16 protein-coding genes and 1 pseudogene are annotated in these 19,324 nt (G+C 57.9%); 9 read left to right on the plus strand and 8 right to left on the minus strand.

What is annotated here, in order from left to right:
• Window positions 1-63: 63 nt before the first annotated feature.
• The 5 genes from PSPTO_RS22330 to pcaR form a co-directional block, all read right to left on the minus strand.
• Window positions 64-1,365 (minus strand): MFS family transporter, encoded by a 1,302-nt coding sequence (locus PSPTO_RS22330; RefSeq protein ID WP_007246194.1) that lies wholly within the window; start codon window positions 1,363-1,365, stop codon window positions 64-66.
• Window positions 1,366-1,511: 146 nt separating this feature from the next.
• A complete protein-coding gene (pcaF, locus tag PSPTO_RS22335; RefSeq protein ID WP_172679551.1) occupies window positions 1,512-2,714 on the minus strand; it encodes a 3-oxoadipyl-CoA thiolase in 1,203 nt (400 codons plus the stop codon).
• Window positions 2,711-3,493 (minus strand): CoA-transferase subunit beta, encoded by a 783-nt coding sequence (locus PSPTO_RS22340; protein WP_172679552.1) that lies wholly within the window; start codon window positions 3,491-3,493, stop codon window positions 2,711-2,713. Before PSPTO_RS22340 ends, pcaF begins: the two co-directional genes overlap by 4 nt.
• Window positions 3,490-4,347: a CoA transferase subunit A gene (locus PSPTO_RS22345; RefSeq protein ID WP_005768681.1), complete on the minus strand. Its 858-nt coding sequence runs from the start codon at window positions 4,345-4,347 to the stop codon at window positions 3,490-3,492. The genes PSPTO_RS22340 and PSPTO_RS22345 overlap by 4 nt, the downstream gene beginning before the upstream one ends.
• A gap of 157 nt (window positions 4,348-4,504) precedes the next feature.
• Window positions 4,505-5,347, minus strand: a complete 843-nt coding sequence (gene pcaR / locus PSPTO_RS22350; RefSeq protein ID WP_005620205.1) for a pca regulon transcriptional regulator PcaR — start codon at window positions 5,345-5,347, stop codon at window positions 4,505-4,507.
• An 856-nt stretch (window positions 5,348-6,203) separates the two neighbouring features.
• Between pcaR and PSPTO_RS22355 the strand changes: the two genes are divergently transcribed.
• Both PSPTO_RS22355 and PSPTO_RS22360 read left to right on the plus strand, forming a co-directional pair.
• The gene (locus PSPTO_RS22355) at window positions 6,204-6,401 is read left to right on the plus strand and encodes a hypothetical protein (RefSeq protein WP_003381628.1); all 198 of its coding nucleotides are present in this window, start codon (window positions 6,204-6,206) and stop codon (window positions 6,399-6,401) included.
• Between the two features lie 205 nt (window positions 6,402-6,606).
• Complete coding sequence (locus PSPTO_RS22360) at window positions 6,607-8,079, plus strand: inorganic phosphate transporter (RefSeq protein ID WP_005620206.1); 1,473 nt, start codon at window positions 6,607-6,609, stop codon at window positions 8,077-8,079.
• Window positions 8,080-8,134: 55 nt separating this feature from the next.
• Here the strand turns inward: PSPTO_RS22360 and PSPTO_RS22365 are convergent, their stop codons facing one another.
• Both PSPTO_RS22365 and purU read right to left on the minus strand, forming a co-directional pair.
• Window positions 8,135-8,344 (minus strand): hypothetical protein, encoded by a 210-nt coding sequence (locus tag PSPTO_RS22365; RefSeq protein ID WP_005768677.1) that lies wholly within the window; start codon window positions 8,342-8,344, stop codon window positions 8,135-8,137.
• A 78-nt stretch (window positions 8,345-8,422) separates the two neighbouring features.
• Complete coding sequence (purU, locus tag PSPTO_RS22370; protein ID WP_003363851.1) at window positions 8,423-9,274, minus strand: formyltetrahydrofolate deformylase; 852 nt, start codon at window positions 9,272-9,274, stop codon at window positions 8,423-8,425.
• A 358-nt stretch (window positions 9,275-9,632) separates the two neighbouring features.
• On the opposite strand from purU, the gene mvaT reads away from it, so the two are divergent.
• Entirely contained in the window at window positions 9,633-10,013 is a 381-nt protein-coding gene (gene mvaT / locus PSPTO_RS22375; RefSeq protein ID WP_002554971.1) for a histone-like nucleoid-structuring protein MvaT, read from the plus strand.
• 72 nt (window positions 10,014-10,085) lie between these two features.
• On the opposite strand, the gene sbcB is transcribed toward mvaT, so the two are convergent.
• The gene (gene sbcB / locus PSPTO_RS22380) at window positions 10,086-11,516 is read right to left on the minus strand and encodes an exodeoxyribonuclease I (protein ID WP_011104954.1); all 1,431 of its coding nucleotides are present in this window, start codon (window positions 11,514-11,516) and stop codon (window positions 10,086-10,088) included.
• Between the two features lie 230 nt (window positions 11,517-11,746).
• Here sbcB and PSPTO_RS22385 point away from each other — a divergent pair, with 230 nt between their 5' ends.
• The 6 genes and pseudogenes from PSPTO_RS22385 to PSPTO_RS22410 all read left to right on the plus strand — a co-directional run bounded on the left by PSPTO_RS22385 (window position 11,747) and on the right by PSPTO_RS22410 (window position 19,310).
• A complete protein-coding gene (locus PSPTO_RS22385) occupies window positions 11,747-12,430 on the plus strand; it encodes an RDD family protein (RefSeq protein ID WP_046463673.1) in 684 nt (227 codons plus the stop codon).
• Entirely contained in the window at window positions 12,427-13,407 is a 981-nt protein-coding gene (locus tag PSPTO_RS22390; protein WP_005768670.1) for a stage II sporulation protein M, read from the plus strand. The genes PSPTO_RS22385 and PSPTO_RS22390 overlap by 4 nt, the downstream gene beginning before the upstream one ends.
• Window positions 13,394-14,986 (plus strand): DUF4129 domain-containing protein, encoded by a 1,593-nt coding sequence (locus PSPTO_RS22395; RefSeq protein WP_005768668.1) that lies wholly within the window; start codon window positions 13,394-13,396, stop codon window positions 14,984-14,986. The genes PSPTO_RS22390 and PSPTO_RS22395 overlap by 14 nt, the downstream gene beginning before the upstream one ends.
• Complete coding sequence (locus PSPTO_RS22400) at window positions 14,983-16,203, plus strand: DUF4350 domain-containing protein (RefSeq protein WP_011104956.1); 1,221 nt, start codon at window positions 14,983-14,985, stop codon at window positions 16,201-16,203. Before PSPTO_RS22395 ends, PSPTO_RS22400 begins: the two co-directional genes overlap by 4 nt.
• A 351-nt stretch (window positions 16,204-16,554) precedes the next feature.
• Window positions 16,555-17,493, plus strand: a pseudogene (locus tag PSPTO_RS22405) (hypothetical protein); the annotation flags it as partial.
• Window positions 17,490-19,310 (plus strand): integrase, encoded by a 1,821-nt coding sequence (locus PSPTO_RS22410; RefSeq protein ID WP_011104958.1) that lies wholly within the window; start codon window positions 17,490-17,492, stop codon window positions 19,308-19,310. The pseudogene PSPTO_RS22405 and the gene PSPTO_RS22410, both read left to right, overlap by 4 nt.
• Window positions 19,311-19,324 lie beyond the last annotated feature (14 nt).

Below are 19,324 nucleotides of genomic sequence, written 5' to 3' on the forward strand. Positions count from 1 at the left end.
GATTGCAGCGTAAAAAAAACCCATCGATTGATGGGTTTTTTTACGCCTGGAATAAACCTGCGATCAATGATCCTGATGCAGGTACTTGGGCTCTTTCGGCAACCGCAGACTGAACAGAAACGCCACCGCCATCATCGCGGTCACGTACCAGTAGAAGCTGTTTTCCATGCCGGCGCTTTTGAGTTTCAAGGCAACGAACTCGGCTGAACCGCCGAACATTGCGTTGGCCACCGCATACGCCAGACCAACACCCAGTGCGCGTACCTGCGGTGGGAACATCTCGGCTTTGACCAGCCCGCTGATCGAGGTGTAGAAGCTGACAATCGCCAACGCCAGGGTAATCAGTGCGAACGCAATGAACGGGTTGGTCGTGGTTTTCAGAGTCATCAGGATCGGCACGGTGCACAGCGTGCCCAGCGCGCCGAACAACAGCATCGAATTACGACGACCGATGCGGTCCGCGAGCATGCCGAAGAACGGCTGCATGCACATGTACAGGAACAGCGCGCCGGTCATGATGTAGCTGGCGGTCTTGGCCTCCATGCCGCCGGTGTTGACCAGGTACTTCTGCATGTACGTCGTGAACGTGTAGAAAATCAGCGAGCCACCGGCGGTGTAACCCAGCACCGTGATGAAAGCCGCTGCGTGATTCTTGAACAGCGCGGTAATGCTGCCAGCGTCCTTGTCCTGACGGCTTTCGGCGGTGGTGGTTTCGTTGAGCGTGCGGCGCAACAGCAAAGCAATGACTGCTGCAGCCGCGCCGATCACGAACGGGATACGCCAGCCGTAGTCACGCAGCTCTTCCGTGGTGAGAAACTGCTGCAGGATGACCACCGTCAATACGGCCAGCAACTGGCCGCCGATCAGGGTCACGTACTGGAACGAAGCATAAAAGCCGCGCTGCCCGCGCAACGCCACTTCACTCATGTAGGTCGCCGTGGTGCCGTACTCGCCACCTACCGACAGCCCCTGAAGCAGGCGCGCCATGAGCAGCAAGGCCGGTGCCCAGGCACCAATCGATGCGTAAGTCGGCAGGCAAGCGATGATCAGCGAGCCTGCGCACATCATGGTGACCGATATCAGCATGGAGTTCTTGCGGCCATGTTTGTCGGCCACGCGGCCAAACAGCCAGCCGCCAATCGGGCGCATCAGAAAGCCAGCAGCAAACACGCCTGCGGTGTTGAGCAACTGGACGGTCGGATCATCGGAAGGAAAGAAGGCTGGTGCAAAGTAGATCGCGCAAAACGCGTAGATATAGAAGTCGAACCACTCGACGAGATTCCCCGATGATGCGCCGACGATCGCGAAGATTCTTTTGCTTCGCTCCTCGCCGGTGTAATGCGGTGCTTTTGATGGTGTCGTCATTATGTTCCCCAAGCAAAACTGTCCATAAGAAACAAGCTGTAACATCCTCTTCGACCAAGCACAACAACCCGGTCCATCGGAGTGCCTTTTCGTGGAGGCAACCAGATGAACCGGGGTGCTGAACAACAGGGTTGAAACAGAAGAGTTTAACGCTCTATGGCTAGCGCCAGGCCCTGACCGACACCCACGCACATGGTCGCCAGGCCTCTGCGCCCGCCGGTTTTTTCCAGGTGGTGCAAGGCCGTGAGCACCAGTCGTGCACCGCTCATGCCCAGCGGATGCCCCAGTGCAATCGCACCGCCATTGGGGTTGACCTGCGGGGCGTCGTCCGCCAGGCCCAGCTCACGTAAGACCGCCAGGCCCTGGCTGGCGAAGGCCTCGTTGAGCTCGACAACGTCGAAATCGGCGACCGCCAGGCCCAACCGCTCGACCAGCTTGCGCACCGCGGGCACCGGGCCAATGCCCATCACCCGAGGCTCGACCGCCGCGCTGGCCATGCCGAGCACCCGCGCGCGAGGCGTCAGGCCGTGCTTTTTGACGGCCTCGGCCGACGCCAGAATCAGTGCAGCCGCTCCGTCGTTGACCCCGGATGCGTTGCCCGCCGTGACGGTCTGGTCCGGGCCGTTGACCGGCTTGAGTTTGCTCAGGGTTTCCAGGCTGGTGTCGCCACGCGGATGCTCATCCTTGTCGACAATAGTTTCGCCTTTTTTGTGTGCAACCCGCACCGGCACAATCTCTTCCTCGAAAAAGCCCGCAGCCTGGGCAATGGCGGTGCGTTGCTGGCTGCGCAGGGCGAAAGCGTCCTGATCGGCTCGAGAAATCCTGAAGTCAGTGGCAACGTTGTCGCCGGTCTCAGGCATGGAGTCCACGCCGTACAGCGCTTTCATGGCCGGGTTGATGAAACGCCAGCCGATGGTGGTGTCTTCCAGCTTCATGTTGCGCGAAAACGCTGCATCGGCCTTGCCCATGACGAACGGCGCACGGGACATCGACTCGACGCCGCCAGCAATCGCCAGCTCCATTTCGCCCGAGGCGATGGCCCGGAACGCCGTGCCGATGGCGTCCATGCCCGACGCGCACAAACGGTTGAGGGTAACGCCCGGCACGCTGGTCGGCAGGCCCGCCAGCAAGGCCGCCATGCGCGCCACATTGCGGTTGTCTTCACCGGCCTGGTTGGCGCAGCCGAAGAACACCTCGTCGATCTCTTCCCAGTTCACCGAAGGATTGCGCTCCATCAGCGCCTTGATCGGCACGGCGGCCAGATCGTCAGCACGCACCGACGACAACCCGCCGCCGAAACGGCCGATAGGGGTGCGAATCGCGTCGCAAATAAAGACATCACGCATCATGCTTCTCCTGCCACCTGGCCATGTGCGGCAGCGGTACGGGCTTCCAGATCACGCAGCGCGGTCAGCTCCACGTCAGTGGGCTCTGCAGAGACCGCTACGTTTTCGGCAAAACGGATTTCCCAACCGGTGGCCGCGATCACCTGCTCGCGGGTCACGCCGGGGTGCAGCGTGGTCACGACAAACTCGTGGGTGTCTGCTTCCGGCTCCATGATGCACAGGTCGGTAATGATACCCACCGGGCCCGCGCCGGGCAGGCCCAGACGCTTGCGTGAGTCACCGCCTTCGCCGTGACCGACCGAGGTGATGAAGTCCAGTTTGTTGACGAACGAGCGCGCCGACTGCTTGAGAATGATCAGCACCGACTTGGCCGAACCGGCAATCTCCGGCGCGCCACCGGCACCAGGCAAACGAACTTTGGGGTTGTGATAGTCGCCTACCACGGTGGTGTTGATGTTGCCGAAGCGATCCACTTGCGCCGCACCGAGAAAGCCGACATCAACCCGGCCGCCCTGCAGCCAATAACGAAAGATTTCGCTGGTGGACACCACGGTGTCAGCGGTTTCCGCCAGCTCGCCGTCACCGATCGACAGTGGCAATACAGTGGGTTTGGCGCCGATGGGGCCGGATTCGTAGATCAGCACCACATCCGGCGACGACGTCAGACGCGCCAGGTTCGCCGCCTTGGATGGCAGGCCGATCCCGACAAAACACACTGAACCGTTACGCAGACGACGGGCAGCGGCGACGGTCATCATCTCACTGGTGGAGTAAGTCATTATTGGGCCTCCGAAGCGCGAGCCAGCTTGCTCTTGAATTCACTGAAATCCGCAGTGCCGTGGATGTACTCGTCAATCCACGCCGTAAACGTTTCCCGGTCTCGGGCAATCGGGTCCCAGGCCTGATAAAACGGGTTGTCGCGCTCGTAATAGCCATGCGCATAAGAAGGATGAGCGCCACCGGGCACCAGACACACCGCGCTGAGCGCCCAGGTCGGCAGCACGCAGGAGTTCATCGGAGCCTTGAGGTCATCGACGATTTCTTCGACGGTCACGATGCAGCGTTTGGCCGCCAGCGCTGCTTCTTTCTGCGCACCAAGAATGCCCCACAGCAACACATTGCCCTTGCGGTCGGCTTTCTGTGCGTGAATCACCGTCACGTCGGGGCGTACCGATGGCACGGCAGCCAGCACTTCCCCGGTGAACGGGCAGGTGACGGTCTTGATCAGCGGGTTGACCTTGGGCAGGTCGGAGCCGGCGTACGCACGCAGTACAGCGAAGGGCAGGCCCGACGCACCAGCCACATAAGCGTTGGCGAGGTCGGCGTGACTGTGCTCTTCAATTTCCATTGGGCGTGGCCACTGTTTTTCAACGGCATCGCGCAGCCGGTGCAGAGAACCAACACCTGGATTGCCGCCCCACGAGAAAATCAGACGCTTCGCACAACCGGCACCGATCAACTGGTCGTAAATAAGGTCGGGCGTCATGCGCACTAGGGTCAGGTCTTTTTTGCCCTGACGGATGATTTCATGGCCCGCAGCCGTCGGGATCAGGTGAGTGAAGCCTTCCAGCGCAACGGTGTCGCCATCGTTGACAAGTTGCTTCACTGCATCGCGTAGAGAAAGAATGTCTGCCATGTGGTGCTCCGAACCCAACATCACGTTCATTGAACAGCGCGAAGACCTGCGCTGGAATGAAAATGAGGTTATGCCTGAGCAAGCCAGCAAACAATCCGATAATCGACTAAGCGTTCGATAATCGAACAAATTAACAGTGTTAACCGCGTTTGATCGGTCAAGTAAACAGCTGAGTACTCAGGTCGCGACTGGCATCGAGCATGATCGGCAAAAAGCGCTGTTCCAGCTCGCTGCGTGCCACCCGCCCGGCGCTGGTACTGACATTTAGCGCCGCCAGCACCTGACCCGACGCATCATAGACCGGCACGGCAATAGAGCGCAGCCCCTGCTCCAGTTCCTGATCGACAATACACCAGCCCTGTTGACGAACCAGTTGCAAGCATTCAAGCAGCGCTTCGGGGGTGCGAATGGTCCGGCTGGTCTTGGGCTGCAGATCGACGTGATCCAGGTATTCCTGCAACGACACATCATCCAGCGCGGCCAACAGGATTCGCCCCATCGACGTGCAGTAGGCTGGCAAGCGCCCACCGACGGACAGGTCGACCGAGATCAATCGCTGAGTCGTTGCCGAACGAGCAATATAAAGAATGTCGTTACCTTCCAGCGTGGCCATGTTGCAGGCCTCGTGCAGGTGATCACTCATGCGGTCCAGATAAGGCTGCGAAGAAGTCGCCAGCGGCGTTGACGACAGATACGCATGGCCCAGGGTCAGAACCTTGGGCAACAACGAATAAGTGCGGCCGTCAGTGGTCGCGTAACCAAGCTTGATCAGCGTATGCAGACAACGACGCACTGCCGCCCTGGGGATTTCCGTGCGGTGGCTGATTTGCGCGATGGTCAGGTGCCGCTTGCGCTCCTGAAAAGCATGAATCACCGCCAGCCCGCGCGCCAGCGATGTCATGAAATCAGGGTCGCCGGTCAGCGCCTGAATGCGCTTGGCGGGCGACGCCACGATGGGCGGTGCCAATGAGGCAAAAGAATTACGCAGTTCATCGTTCATGGCCACACCCTCGGTAACACCCGCTCAGGCCTTGCAGGCCGCAGGTTTCGGATCTATCGGGGTGGTCGGACCACCCTGCGCTTGTGCGATTATCGAACAGGTGGCCGATAATCGCAATTGACCCGCTGTAAATATACTTATACCTTTAGCTTTGCCATGAAGTGACTTCTTGGAAATTACTGGTCAGGTACCCACTGAGAAGTCCAAGGCAGCGGCCTTGCTTACCAAGCAAGGCCGTTTTTATTGCGCACGCGGCTTTATTATTGCTTATGCTCGCAGCCGGCATGCCGCAACCTCTGCTCGATCCTCTTCCACACACCCAGCAAAAAACGCCAGCCCTCCCGGGTATAAGAATTTTTTAATTTCATCGCCGTCGCGGTGTCGCCGTTTGTGAAAATTTTGTTTATAAAAGTTCTGTCATATACATGCCCCACTGAAACTTCGGAACAATCGTACAAAAAAACCAGACATGTGAACTCATTCAACCTCTGTTGTTGACGTAACAGAACTTCTTGGAGATAGTATCCATCAGTTGGTTGGCAATACCCTCGTAACGATTGATCTGTGCACGAATGGTCTGTTTCGACTATCCTGTCGACGTGCCGTCACGGTGCACGATCCAGCGCGATGGCCAGCAAGCCCGCCAACGCAAGCCCCGGTGCTTGAAATCAAACGACTGTCGCTACGACAACTGTTTCTCTGGTGCACGTAGCCGCAAGCAACAACAAGATGTCCAGCCACTTTTCGGGCAATGCCCGGACAGGCCACTGCCTGTAATGGGTTACAGGCTGGAGCGAACATACTTGCATTGTTTTGCGTAATCACCAGGCCCCTTTTGACTTGATCAGGTAATACAGTGACTAAAGATGAACTGCGCGCGGAACTTGAGCGCCAGGAGCAACGTTTCAAGGATGTCTACGGCGGAGAAATCACCACCTATGCCGCGCAGCCAGAACCGGAACGCAAGCCTTGGCGCAAGAGAGCCAGCCTGCTGGATCAGGCGTTCAAGCAAGAACTGCAAAAAATGGAAGAAGGTCTGAAAGAAGAGCCATGACATCGAGGGTCGCATGATCCCTGTCTGTTCGTCTCAACCTTCCAGCGTCCGCAATTACACGCCTCACTGCCTCATTGAGTATTCAACGAGGCGGCGCTCATGCGTCTTTTTTTTGGTTTGAGGCGACACCTCGCAGTGACGACAAGTCGTTCGGTATTTTTTCTGTCATAATCGCGCCCCCTTCAGACCCGGTCAGAAAACCTACATGATCGATTTATTCAGCGGGCTTGATGCCTGGGTGCTTGTGAGCCTGCTGCTCGCCCTGGCGTTCGTCCTCACCTTCGAGTTCATCAACGGCTTTCATGACACCGCCAACGCGGTGGCGACAGTCATTTACACCAAAGCCATGCCGCCTCATCTGGCAGTATTCTTCTCCGGTGTATTCAACTTCCTTGGCGTGTTGCTGGGCGGCGTGGGCGTTGCCTATGCGATTGTCCATCTTTTGCCGGTCGAACTGCTCATCAACGTCAACACCGGACACGGCCTGGCCATGGTGTTTTCGCTGCTGGCGGCGGCCATTACCTGGAACCTCGGGACCTGGTACTTCGGCATTCCGGCCTCCAGTTCACACACCCTGATCGGCTCGATTCTCGGTGTGGGCCTGGCCAATGCGCTGATCAACGGCATTCCGCTGGCCGATGGCGTCAACTGGCAGAAAGCGATCGATATCGGCGCCTCGCTGGTATTCTCGCCACTGGCCGGCTTTATCGTTGCCGGCCTGGTCCTGCTGGCGCTGAAATGGTGGCGCCCGCTGTCGAAGATGCACAAGACGCCAGACCAGCGCCGCAAGCTGGATGACAAAAAGCATCCGCCGTTCTGGAATCGTCTGGTGCTGGTCATCTCCGCCATGGCGGTCAGCTTCGTGCATGGTTCCAATGATGGCCAGAAAGGCATCGGCCTGATCATGCTGGTGCTGATCGGCATCGTGCCGAGCCAGTTTGTACTCGACCTCACCAGCACGACCTATCAGATCGAACGCACCCGTGATGCAACCCAGCATCTGAGCCAGTTTTATCAGCGCAACAGCAGCACGCTGGGCGAGTATCTGGCGATGGGCAAAGCTGAAAAAGGCGACCTGCCGTCCAGTTCCGCGTGCAACCCGAAACAGACCGAACCGACCATCGACGCGTTGCTCGATCGCCTTAAAGGTGTGTCCGACTACCACTCGCTGGCACCTGAAAGCCGCATCGAAGTGCGTCGCTATCTGTTATGCCTGGACGATACCGCACGCAAGGTCGGCAAACTTCCAGACCTGTCAGCGCGTGAAAAATCCGATCTGGACAAACTGCGCAAGGACCTGACCACCACTACCGAATACGCCCCGTTCTGGGTAATTCTCGCGGTCGCCCTGGCACTGGGCATCGGCACCATGGTCGGCTGGAAGCGCGTAGTCCTGACCATCGGCGAGAAGATCGGCAAGCAAGGCATGACCTACGCACAAGGCATGTCGGCGCAGATCACCACCGCCTGCGCCATCGGCCTGGCCAACGTGTTCAGCCTGCCGGTTTCCACCACCCACATTCTGTCATCGGGTGTTGCGGGAACCATGGTCGCCAACAAGAGCGGCCTGCAAGGCGGAACCGTTCGCACCATCCTGCTGGCCTGGGTACTGACCCTGCCAGCGACAGTCGCCTTGTCCGCCGCCCTGTTCTGGCTGGCGTCCAAAGCTCTGTCCTGATTCACGGCCCTTCTGGCGGTGCGCATGTCGCACTGCCTCGAAGGGCTTGAATCACTTATTCCTTGCGCCCCTCAGTAACCACTTCGCCAGCCCCCTCTCCCTCTCTTGTATCTTCTGATTGCTGCAACTCGCGCCACAATGCCGCCGCGCCGTCGAAATCGGCACCGTTTTCCGGCGTCAGGGCAGCGGGGTCATAGCGACTGAGACAGCCTTCGCCAAGTGTGGCAGGGGCCGTGGATGTGGCTTTATCGAGAGGATCGGTCACGGGCGTTCACCTTGAGGGTTGCACCATTGCCGACGTCATGCGTCGGGGGCGCAGAGGGTGCGCCCCCGAAACGATAGATCAGTCGAAGACGACTGTCTTGTTGTCGTGTACCAGAACACGGTCTTCCAGGTGGGCACGCAGACCCCGAGCCAACACCATCTTTTCCACGTCGCGGCCGAAGCGCACCATGTTTTCAATGCTGTCGCGATGGCTGACGCGGACCACATCCTGTTCGATGATCGGCCCGGCATCGAGTTCTTCGGTGACGTAGTGACAGGTCGCACCGATCAGCTTGACCCCGCGCAGCGAGGCCTGATGGTAAGGCTTGGCGCCGACAAACGAGGGCAGGAAGCTGTGGTGGATGTTGATCACCTGATGGGCGTATTCACGGCACAGCTGCGGCGGCAGAATCTGCATGTAACGCGCCAGAACCACAACATCTGCCTGATGATGACCGACCAGACGCGACACTTCGGCAAACGCCGGTTCCTTGTCTTTAGGGTCCACCGGCACGTGGTAGTAAGGAATGTCATGCCACTCGACCATGCTGCGCAGGTCCTGATGGTTGGAAATCACACAGGCGATATCGCAGTCGAGCTCGTCGCTGTGCCAGCGGTGCAGCAGGTCGGCCAGACAATGCGATTCGCGGCTGGCCATCAGCACGACGCGCTTCTTCTGCGCCGAGTCGGTAATGCGCCAGTCCATCGAGAATTCTTCAGCAATCGGCGTAAAGGCCTCACGGAACCCGTCCAGGTCAAAAGGCAGGGTATCGGCACGAATCTCGTGGCGCATGAAAAACCAGCCGCTGAGATTGTCCGAATGATGACTCGCTTCGGTGATCCAGCCGTTATGGGAGGCCAGAAAGTTACTGACTTTGGCAACGATGCCTACACGGTCCGGGCAAGCAATCACCAGACGAAAAGTGCGCATTGGGGGAAACTCCAGAACTTCGCAAAGCCGCCATTCTAGCGGCTGCGCAGCAAAACTGCAGTATCTGTGTTGCCTGAATGCGCAGGCCGAAAAGGACGCAGCTCAGGCAAAAGATTGCACCGTGCCAGTATCGGCGTTTACCGCGCACGCGGCTAAACAAGACCTCTAATAAGGAGGGCTTTATAGCGCGGTTCTTTTGAAGGAGGTCCGGTGCGTTCCTAGTTCAGACGTCTGTAGGACGTGTGTATATTGCTAAATAATTCAAATAAAACTTTTATTTAATGTTTACTTGCTCATTTACAGTGACTATTATTGTCGCACTGTATCCCTGCAACCCTTCACAACATAAGGTCGCCTCATGTCCCTGATCAACGAATACCGCGCCACCGAAGAAGCCATCAAAGAACTGCAAGCCCGTTTGAAAAATCTGTCGCAAGACGACAAACTGCAAACCGAGCTGGAATTCGAAGGCAAACTGCGCACGCTGATGGGTGAATATCAAAAATCGCTGCGTGACATCATTGCTTTGCTGGATCCGGACGCCAAGGTAAACAAGGCCCCACGTGGCGGCGCTGTTAAACCTGCCGGCACCAAGCGCGCTCGCAAGGTCAAGCAATACAAGAACCCGCACAACGGCGAAGTCATCGAAACCAAAGGTGGCAACCACAAGACTCTGAAAGAGTGGAAAGCAAAGTGGGGCAGTGACGACGTTGAAAGCTGGGCCACTCTGCTGGGCTAAGCTTCACAAGGTCGCTATACATTGCGATTGAAAAAACGCCAGCTTGCTGGCGTTTTTTATTGCCCGGCCTTTTTATACACCCAGGCGTTTACTCAGTTGAAGGGCATGATCCTGCCATTGCCGCAACACCTCCAACTGCTCTGGAGTGGCACTAAGCGAGCATTCATTCAGCGCGCTGGTAAAATCCTGCAAGGTAGTGGGCGCCCCCCATTCCGGGCTGCTCAGGCGCTGCCGACAGAAATCCTGCCAACGATGTTGCTCGTCGGCGCTCAAGGTCTCGGGAAAGTTGCGAGCGCGGTACCTGAATAACAAATCGGGCAAGCGAGCGTCATCAAACGGCCATGCGTCACGGGCCAACTGTTCAGGCTCGGCCTGTCGAACTTGCTCACACAACCGGCGATCACGGTCACCGATAAAGCCATCATATAATTGTTGCTCGGGATCTTCACTTGCAACGAAGTCATCCTTGCCGTACAGAACCTGCAATTTATCCTGCCAAACTTCGAGGCTTTCACTCAACTGCGCTGCGCGCGCCTGATAGCCTGCCATGTCCAGTTTCAGCCGCTGCTGATCTTCGCTGCGCAGTACGCCCAAGGGCGCGATCACCGGGCACCGGTTTATATGCAATAGTTTGAGCGGTACCGGCAATTCGCCTTCCTTCAGTGCGTCAAGCCGGGTATATAAGCGCTGCTTGAGCGTTTCAGCGTCGCACTGCAACAACGGGGAATGATCCAGGTGCAGATCACAAACGATCAGCGCATTGCGATTATGCGGATGCCACGCCAGCGGCAGTACCACGCCCAGATAACTGCGTGCCGCGGAAAACCGTCCGGAAATATGCACCAGAGGTTTCATCAGGTGAATGTGCTCCTGGACTTTCTGTTTGGTGCGCAGCGTGAACAGGTAGTCATAAAGCCTGGGCTGTTTTTCGCGAATCAAACGCGCCAGAGCGATAGTTGCACGCACATCGGATAACGCATCATGGGCCTGCCCGTGATCAATACCGTTGGCAGCGGTCAGGCGTTCCAGTTTGAGCGTGACTCGCCCGTCCTGTTCGGGCCAGACAATGCCCTCGGGACGTAATGCATAGGCTGCGCGCACTACATCAATCAAATCCCAGCGACTATTGCCGCCCTGCCACTCGCGCGCATAAGGATCGAAAAAGTTGCGATAAAAACTGTAGCGGGTGACTTCGTCGTCGAAACGCAACGTATTGTAGCCGGCACCGCATGTACCGGGCGCAGCAAGCTCGGCGTGCACGCGAGTCATGAAGTCCGCCTCGCACAAGCCTTTTTCTGCCAGCGTGGCGGGGGTTATGCCGGTGATCACACAGGCTGCGGGATGGGGCAGAATGTCGTCGCTGGGCTGGCAGTAAAGATTGACCGGAGGCGCTATTTCATTGAGCTCGGCATCGGTGCGAATTCCCGCCATCTGTAGCGCTCGATCGTTGCGCGGGTTGATACCGGTGGTTTCGTAGTCGTACCAGAAAATGCTGGAAGTCACGGGCTGATCCTGAACAGAAGACCCGCGAAGTGTAGGGCGTGATGGGTGTCATTGGCTAATTGGGTAAGGTCCTGCGCTTCAGGAAACGTTTTCTTACAGCTCGCGTATCAAATGGTCTGTTGCTTAGCTCCGCGGCGGTAGCTAGCATCGGCTCTGGTTTGAAGGAGCACCCTCACCAATCCAGACATGTCACCCCTTCCCTTTTTTTGCCAAGGAATGCAGCGCTGAACATGCAACTGGACACGCGCATCGAGATCGAGACGCCAGAAGGCATCGATATGGTTCTTCGCCCCGCAGGCCTTGTGTCCCGTGCGTTGGCGTTCGGCATCGACCTGGCCATTCGTGGCGCCCTGATTGGCGTGTTCTATCTGTTTCTGCAGTTCTTCGACAAGCTCGGCATTGGTCTGGGCGCCATTGTGTTTTTTCTGGTGAACTGGTGGTACATGGTGCTGTTCGAGGTGCTGAGCCAAGGTCGCACACCGGGCAAGCGATCCCTGGGGTTGCGCGTCGTTCACGACGACGGCACGCCCATAGACTGGTCTTCGTCGCTCATACGCAACCTGTTGCGCTTCGTCGACATGCTGCCTCTGGGCTATGGATTGGGAGCGGTCACCTGCCTGAGCCACCCTCGGTTCAAGCGCCTGGGAGATCTAGCGGCCGGGACACTGGTGGTCTACATCGACCGGCCGTTAACGCGCCCCGTCCTGCCGGAGGCGCAGCCGATTGTCGCGCCGTTTGCCCTGCATCTGGATGAACAGCGTGCTGTGCTCGGCCTGGCGGAGCGCCATGGAGAGCTGTCCAGCGCACGCATTCAGGAGCTGGCCGCCATTCTTGCCGAACCACTGCGCATACCCGCTGGCAAAGCAGTCGCGCAGGTGAACGGCATCGCCCGCAACCTGTTGGGGCCACGATGAAGCAGAGCCTGTTTGAAACCCGTCATGGGGATGAGTGGCAACGCTTCGGGCATTGTCTTGACGCGCTGGAGCGTGGCAAGGCGGACGCCACCGCCAGCGAAACGTTTCCCGGCGACTACCGACGCATCTGCCACCACCTGGCGCTGGCCCAGGAGCGGGGCTACAGCAGTTATCTGGTCGATCCCTTGCATCAACTGGCCATGCGCGGCCACCAGCAACTTTACCGTCACCGCAGCGCCGTCGGTGCCAGGCTGCTTGGCTTCGTTCTGGCCGGCTTCCCACGCTTGGTGCGAGCCGAGTGGCGTTTCGTGCTGGTTGCCGGCCTGCTGTTCTTCGGCAGCCTGATCGGCATGGGGTTGCTGGTGTACGCTTTTCCACAACTGATCTACAGCGTCGTCAGCCCGGAGCAGGTCGCTGACATGCAGAGCATGTATGACCCTTCAGCCAGCCGGATAGGCCAGTCCATCGACAGGGCCTCGGACGCCGACTGGATGATGTTCGGCTACTACATCATGAACAACATCGGTATTGCCTTTCAAACCTACGCCAGCGGCTTGCTGTTCGGGCTGGGCAGCCTGTTTTTCCTGTTGTTCAACGGATTGATGATCGGCGCGGTCGCCGGCCACCTGACTGATATCGGTTACGGTCAGACCTTCTGGACATTCGTCATCGGCCACGGCGCCTTCGAGCTGACCGCTATCGCTCTGGCCGGGGCGGCGGGCCTGAAATTGGGGTGGGCCTTGCTGGCCCCCGGCAGGCTGACCCGCAGTGCAGCGCTGCGTGCTGCTGCCAGAACCAGCGTGCAACTGATTGGCGGGGTCATCCTGTTCCTGCTGATCGCCGCATTCATAGAGGCGTACTGGTCATCACTGACCTGGCCCGGAGCGCTTATCAAATATCTGGTGGGCACTGCCCTGTGGCTGCTGGTGGCCGCGTATCTGATTCTGGCAGGGCGTACCTTTCATGCGCCTGACTGAGTCGAACGTCGCCATACGCCCTCGTTCTCCTTGGGAGGCCATCGATCTGGGCGTACTGCTTGCCGGTCGGCATCGCGCCTTGCTGATGGGCAGTTGGGCTCTCGTCACGCTGCCGTTTTTCTGCCTGCTCAGCGTTCTGCTCTGGGATTACCCCTCGGCCGCCATTCTGTTGTTCTGGTGGCTCAAGCCTGCGTTCGAGCGCCTGCCACTGCTCATCCTGTCGCAATCACTGTTCGGCGCCACGCCGACACTCAGGCAAGCGCTCAGGGCCTGGCCTGCAACCCTGAAAGACCAGCTGTTGCCCAGCCTGCTATGGCGAAGGCTCAGCCTGAGTCGCAGTTTTCAACTGCCCGTGCAGCAACTTGAGCATCTGGCAGGCACAGAGCGCGCCCTGCGCATAAACCTGCTCAGCCAGAAAGACCTGCGCGCGGCACGACTGCTGACCATTGTCGGCGCACACCTGGAGTACGCGCTGTGGATCGGGCTGCTGTTCCTGCTCTATGCCATGATCCCGCAGCAAATCCAGACCGCCTGGCACTGGATCGACCTTGTGGATGTTGAAAACCAGTGGCTCTGGATCGATCACCTGACCAACTTGTTTTATGCCTTGGCGCTGGTGCTCTGGGAGCCCGTTTATGTGGCGTGCGGCTTTACCCTTTACCTGAATCGCCGCACGGTCCTCGAAGCGTGGGATATCGAACTGGTTTTCAGACGCCTGCGCCAGCGCCTGATCGGCAGCGCTTACGTGTTGCTGATCGGTGTCGGACTGGCGCTCTCGACAGCACCCGCCCCGGTCCTGGCCGATCAGCAGAGCTACAGCTGCCCTCTGCCTGAAACCAACCAGACAGAACCCGATCCGTCCCTGGCTGCACCAGACGCCCCGCGTCTTACCCATCAGACGCTGACCAGCGAAGCCGCCCAAAGCGAGATACAGAGCGTGCTGCAGCACCCCCCCTTCAAGAACATCAAGACGCAAACAGCGTGGCGTTTTCCCGAAAAGGACAAAACTCGGCAGGCGGCTCGCGATCACGACAAACAGGGCTGGCTGATCACTTGGCTCGATAGGATCGCGCAGGCAGCGAGCAGCCTCGCCAGCCTGATCGAAGTGTTGTTGTGGGGGTTAGTCATCGGCTTGGCAGGCCTGGTGCTCTGGTACTACAGAGACTGGCTCAAGACGTTTGTAAGTCGCGCGCCCCGTAAAAAGACCAAAACCGCCCGCGCGGCACCAGAACAGCTTTTCGGCCTGCAAGTGAGTGCAGAAAGTCTGCCTGACGATGTTGCAGGCCAGGCAGAGCAACTGTGGAGCAGTCAGCCTCGCGAAGCATTGGGATTGTTGTACCGCGCTTTGCTCAGCCGCCTGCTAAGCGACTATCGGCTGCCGCTGAAAAATGCCGACACCGAAGGTCAGGTCCTTCTACGTATCGCTTCGCTCAATCAGCCTCTGCTGAGTGAGTTCAGCCAGAACCTGACCGCTCACTGGCAAAACCTCGCCTATGGTCATCGCCCCCCGCCGCCGCAGGCCCGGCAGGAACTGTGTGACGGCTGGCGTCGCCTGTTCAATGCGGCGGTGAAGGCATGAGCCAGCGTCTCGCACTAATGGTCTGGCTACTGCTGGCCCTGTCGTTGCTGACCGGCGCGGGGCTTTATCTGGGCCGAAATCTGGAGCGTTATGAGAAGACGGTCGACGAGGGTCCTTCTCCAGAGGCGAGAGCCAAGCCCTGGCTGGCGGCTGAACACTTCCTGCGCGGCCGTTCGGTGGAGGTGACTACCACTGACACACTGGCACAACTGCCCGATCCTAATCAGCGAACACAGACCCTGCTGCTGTTCAACGACCGGGCAGGCATGACGCCCGCGCAAACCGAGCAACTGCTGAACTGGGTCATATCAGGCGGGCACCTGCTGTTTGTCGCCGAACAACTCTGGGACGAGCAAAAGGGCCGCAGTGGCGATCTTCTGCTCGACAGGCTGCAGATTCGTCAATACCTCAGCAAAGACATCAATGCACAGGATCAACAGCTGAGCGACGCACAGCCCATGCTGCCCATCCCGCTGATGACGCCCGTGCCCAAACGCAAAAAGACGCCCTGGCCGGAATTGACCCGTCTGTACCTTGAAAACGAACGCGCCCCGGCCTACATGAGTTTCGACCCGGCGTTTCACCTGGAAGACCCGCAGGATCACGCGCAGTCCTGGGCCAACAGCGCCGACGCCACGCACTTGTTGCAGATCAGCCGTGGCAAAGGGCTGATCACGGTTGTGACTGACGCCGACCTGTGGAAAACCCACTCCATTGGCGAACATGACAATGCCTGGCTGCTCTGGTATCTGACTCAGGACAGCAAAGTGACCATGGTGCTGGAAACCGATCACGACACCTTGCTGACCCTGCTGCTGCGCAATTTCCCTCAGGCGCTGCTGGCACTGGCCTTGCTGATTGGCCTGGGCCTGTGGCATGTCGCCCTGCGCGAAGGCCCGCTACGCAAGCCAGCGTCACTCGCACGCCGCCAACTGACCGAGCACCTGAGGGCCAGCGCCGAATTCCTGCGCAGGCGCAGCGGCCAGCAAACACTGCTCAAGAGCCTGCAGCAGGACATCCTGCGCCGCGCCCGCCAGTTGCATCCGGGTTTCGAGCGGCTGGTGATCGCCGAACAATGGCAGGTGCTTTCGCGTCTCACCCGCTTGCCCACCAGCGCCATCAGCGACGCCCTGCGCCCTCGCCCGCCTCAGCGCCTTTCACACAGTGAATTCACCCGTCAGGTGGCACAATTGCAAACCCTCAGGAATGCCCTATGATCCGGAGCGTTGCAGGGGTTAGATTGTTGTGTTAATTAAGTCATAGGCCTATCTGAAGGGGGAGTGAAGGGCTTTATCAGCAGCCATCACCCAATCCATGCAGACAGGAAAACAGCTTCGTTGGTCTATGGCAGGGTGGTAAATGGAGCTTGTGTGGGGCACCAAGGAATTCGTGGTTGCAGGGCATCCTTACCAAGGGTTTCCGATTCTGTTGTGGGACTCGATGGAGAGCTGCACTCAAGCTAATCAGTTCTTTCGTCACTACCTCCTCCGTGGGGATATTGGCTCCAAAGAGTCTTGGCCGAGCACTGGACGAGCGCTGTACGATTTCTTCAGTTTCCTCCAGGCACATGCCTGCGCCCGCATCCAAAGGACAACACTGTCTTTTTGGTGCTGTGGAAGCGACGTGGTTACAGATCCAGCAAGGTTGCTCTTCGAGCTGACGCGAAAGTAGAGCGCGTGCTTGAGTCCATGCCGAGTGTGAAATTCAACGTGGAACGCCTCATTCGAAGAGTGATGTCTTTAACCGAGCCGCTGGACTCAGAGGCACCGGACGACCTAAAAGGACGTGTGTGGTTGTACTGCAACAGCGCCATGCGCCCACTAGGCAGAGTCCTAGCGTTGCAACAAAATGCTCTGGATAGAGCATCAAGCCGTCTTGTGGACATGCATGGTCTGAAGAACAGCGATGGAGAGCCTTTACGGGTCAACATCTCCCGTCTGCGCAAAACGTTCGCTAACCGCATCTTCGAGCTAACGAACGGAGATCTCGCAACCACAGCTGCTGCGCTTGGTAACACGCCACGAGTCACCGATCAAAACTATCTAGCGCCCAGTGAGGATGCCCGTCGAAACTGGCGATTCATGGGAGAGGTTCTGATTCAGGAATTGCTAACCGCAACCATCGGCGCCACCTATAAAGAAATTCCTCTTGGTCGCTGTGGCGACCCGCTGAATGGTCAGTACGCCCCAAAACGCGACGGCGCGACGTGCATGAATTTCATGAACTGTCTCCGCTGTAAGCACTACGCAGTGACTGCCGAGGATCTGTACAAGCTCTTCAGCTTCTACTTCCGCGTGCTAGCTGAACGCTCCCGCATGGATAAGCGTCGGTGGGCACGTGAATACGGCCACATTCCTAGGCTGATCGATCATTACATAGTCGCCGAAGGCCTGCGGCGGAGCATATTCAAAGCGGCAGCAGTGGACGCCGCTCGTGAGCGTGCCCGCACCCAACCACACCCGTTCTGGTCAGTTGATCTAATCCCCACCCTAGAGGTTTTCTCATGAGTGAAAACATCTCAGAAGCACTGCTATGGCCGACGATCACAGCTCAGCCTGGCGATGTGCGTGAGCTTTCTGACTCCGCGCGCGACAAGCTGATCGTCAGCGCAATCAAAGTCGATGGGCACTGGGTCATTCGTAGTCGCTATGGAGACAATATCTGGCAACTCGATGGTTTACCCAATAACGTTTCGCGCAGCAACCGAGAGATTGACTTCGACAGCTTACCATTGACGTTTCGGCCCGTGATGAAGGCAATTCTTTACAGATACATCAGACGTGGTCGTCGTGAATCAGTCCTGCCCAAGGGCGCAATAATTCGCGGGCTAGTAGTCAACGCACGGCCATTCTTACGCCATTTAGAAACGCTGAAGATCGATCACCTTGGTGCAGTAACCCCTATGATCGCAGCGACCTACGTGAGTGCCTGCAGAAATCAAAAGCAGTCTCAGAAATCAGGCAAACCACTTTCTCAATCAACGCTACAGCGCCGGTTCTCCACAGTTGAAGCACTCTATGAACTCAGCCAATACACAGGCGACCGAATACCACAGCACCCATGGCCTGAAACCTCCGCAAGAGCCATGGCTGGAAGGCTCGGGAATGTAGACGGAGGAAAAACGCCACTCATTCCTGACGCAGCGTTCTGCACTCTGTTCGAAAAGGCCTATCGAGAGCTAGAAGGCGGCAAGCGCTTGCTTGACCTGCGTGATGACCTAGAAGCTATTGCTGCACAGAGCAAAGTCCAAAAAACCTTCGATACGATAAGAAGCAAAAATCAGCACCTAAATCGCATGGGTTGGGAGGGAGGTCTGGGGGCATTAAAAAAATCCCTGACAACCCTGCGAACGGCGTGCTACGTCATCCTGGCAAGCACTTCAGGCTGCCGTAATCACGAGCTGGCAAACTTGCAATCGGGAGCGCACCACCGCACCGAAGATGATGAGGGCACAATTTACCACTGGATGCGTTCTACATCCGAAAAGACCGATGAAGGACTTCACGACTGGATGATTCCAGAAGCTGCAGTGCGCGCCCTTCGGATCATGGAGCGCTGGTCTTTGCCTTACCAGGCGATGATAAGCAAAGAGATTGCCCTGCGACGTCGTCTCGACTCGCAGGATCCCCAAATCGCAGAGGCTTACAAACACCGCCATTCCCTTTTCTTGGGGGCTGAGTATCAAGTCGGAACAGTCCGTACACTTTCCAATACCAGCTGGGGTGGGATCCTCAAAGCTTTCGCCAAAGACTGCGGGTTGGATTGGAAACTCGCCAGCCACCAATTTCGACGCAAATTTGCCAACTATGCCGCGCATAGTCGCTTTGGCGACCTCCGCTATCTTAAAGAGCATTACGCTCATTGGTCTCTAGACATGACTCTCGGTTACGCTATGGATGACAGTTGGGGGCAGCACCTAGATCTTGAGCTGTATACGGAAATTCAAGATGAGATGGAAGACATCAAGCTTGGCGTTGTCGACAATTGGATGGGCGATAAACCATTGGCTGGAGGCTACGGGCGAGCCATCAATCGTTGGCAGCGAGAGCCTCAGAACCTGTTGATCTTCAAGGATCGCGCCTCCATGCTGAAATCTATCTCAGATAGCACAGCCATCCGCAGCAATGGCAACGCTTGGTGTACTGCGGACAACGACGGATGCGTTGGGAATACTCTGGAACGCACACGCTGCGGTGGTTGCGAACATTCGGTGATCGGGAGCTCTCATGGGCCAATCTACCAGCGCCTCTACGATGATTTGAAAGAACTGCTGCACTGCAAGGAATCGGTGAAGGGGGCCGCAAGCGCGTTGAGCGAGACTTGAATCGATGCCGAGAC

The sequence above is a fragment of the Pseudomonas syringae pv. tomato str. DC3000 genome, assembly GCF_000007805.1.
Lineage (GTDB): Bacteria > Pseudomonadota > Gammaproteobacteria > Pseudomonadales > Pseudomonadaceae > Aquipseudomonas > Aquipseudomonas avellanae.

What these genes read in the sequence shown, in the direction of transcription:
- PSPTO_RS22330 (WP_007246194.1), bottom strand. Translation starts at nt 1,365, where the DNA reads ATGACGACACCATCAAAAGCACCGCATTACACCGGCGAGGAGCGAAGC.
- pcaF (WP_172679551.1), bottom strand. Translation starts at nt 2,714, where the DNA reads ATGATGCGTGATGTCTTTATTTGCGACGCGATTCGCACCCCTATCGGC.
- PSPTO_RS22345 (WP_005768681.1), bottom strand. Translation starts at nt 4,347, where the DNA reads ATGGCAGACATTCTTTCTCTACGCGATGCAGTGAAGCAACTTGTCAAC.
- pcaR (WP_005620205.1), bottom strand. Translation starts at nt 5,347, where the DNA reads ATGAACGATGAACTGCGTAATTCTTTTGCCTCATTGGCACCGCCCATC.
- PSPTO_RS22360 (WP_005620206.1), top strand. Translation starts at nt 6,607, where the DNA reads ATGATCGATTTATTCAGCGGGCTTGATGCCTGGGTGCTTGTGAGCCTG.
- purU (WP_003363851.1), bottom strand. Translation starts at nt 9,274, where the DNA reads ATGCGCACTTTTCGTCTGGTGATTGCTTGCCCGGACCGTGTAGGCATC.
- mvaT (WP_002554971.1), top strand. Translation starts at nt 9,633, where the DNA reads ATGTCCCTGATCAACGAATACCGCGCCACCGAAGAAGCCATCAAAGAA.
- PSPTO_RS22385 (WP_046463673.1), top strand. Translation starts at nt 11,747, where the DNA reads ATGCAACTGGACACGCGCATCGAGATCGAGACGCCAGAAGGCATCGAT.
- PSPTO_RS22390 (WP_005768670.1), top strand. Translation starts at nt 12,427, where the DNA reads ATGAAGCAGAGCCTGTTTGAAACCCGTCATGGGGATGAGTGGCAACGC.
- PSPTO_RS22395 (WP_005768668.1), top strand. Translation starts at nt 13,394, where the DNA reads ATGCGCCTGACTGAGTCGAACGTCGCCATACGCCCTCGTTCTCCTTGG.
- PSPTO_RS22400 (WP_011104956.1), top strand. Translation starts at nt 14,983, where the DNA reads ATGAGCCAGCGTCTCGCACTAATGGTCTGGCTACTGCTGGCCCTGTCG.
- PSPTO_RS22410 (WP_011104958.1), top strand. Translation starts at nt 17,490, where the DNA reads ATGAGTGAAAACATCTCAGAAGCACTGCTATGGCCGACGATCACAGCT.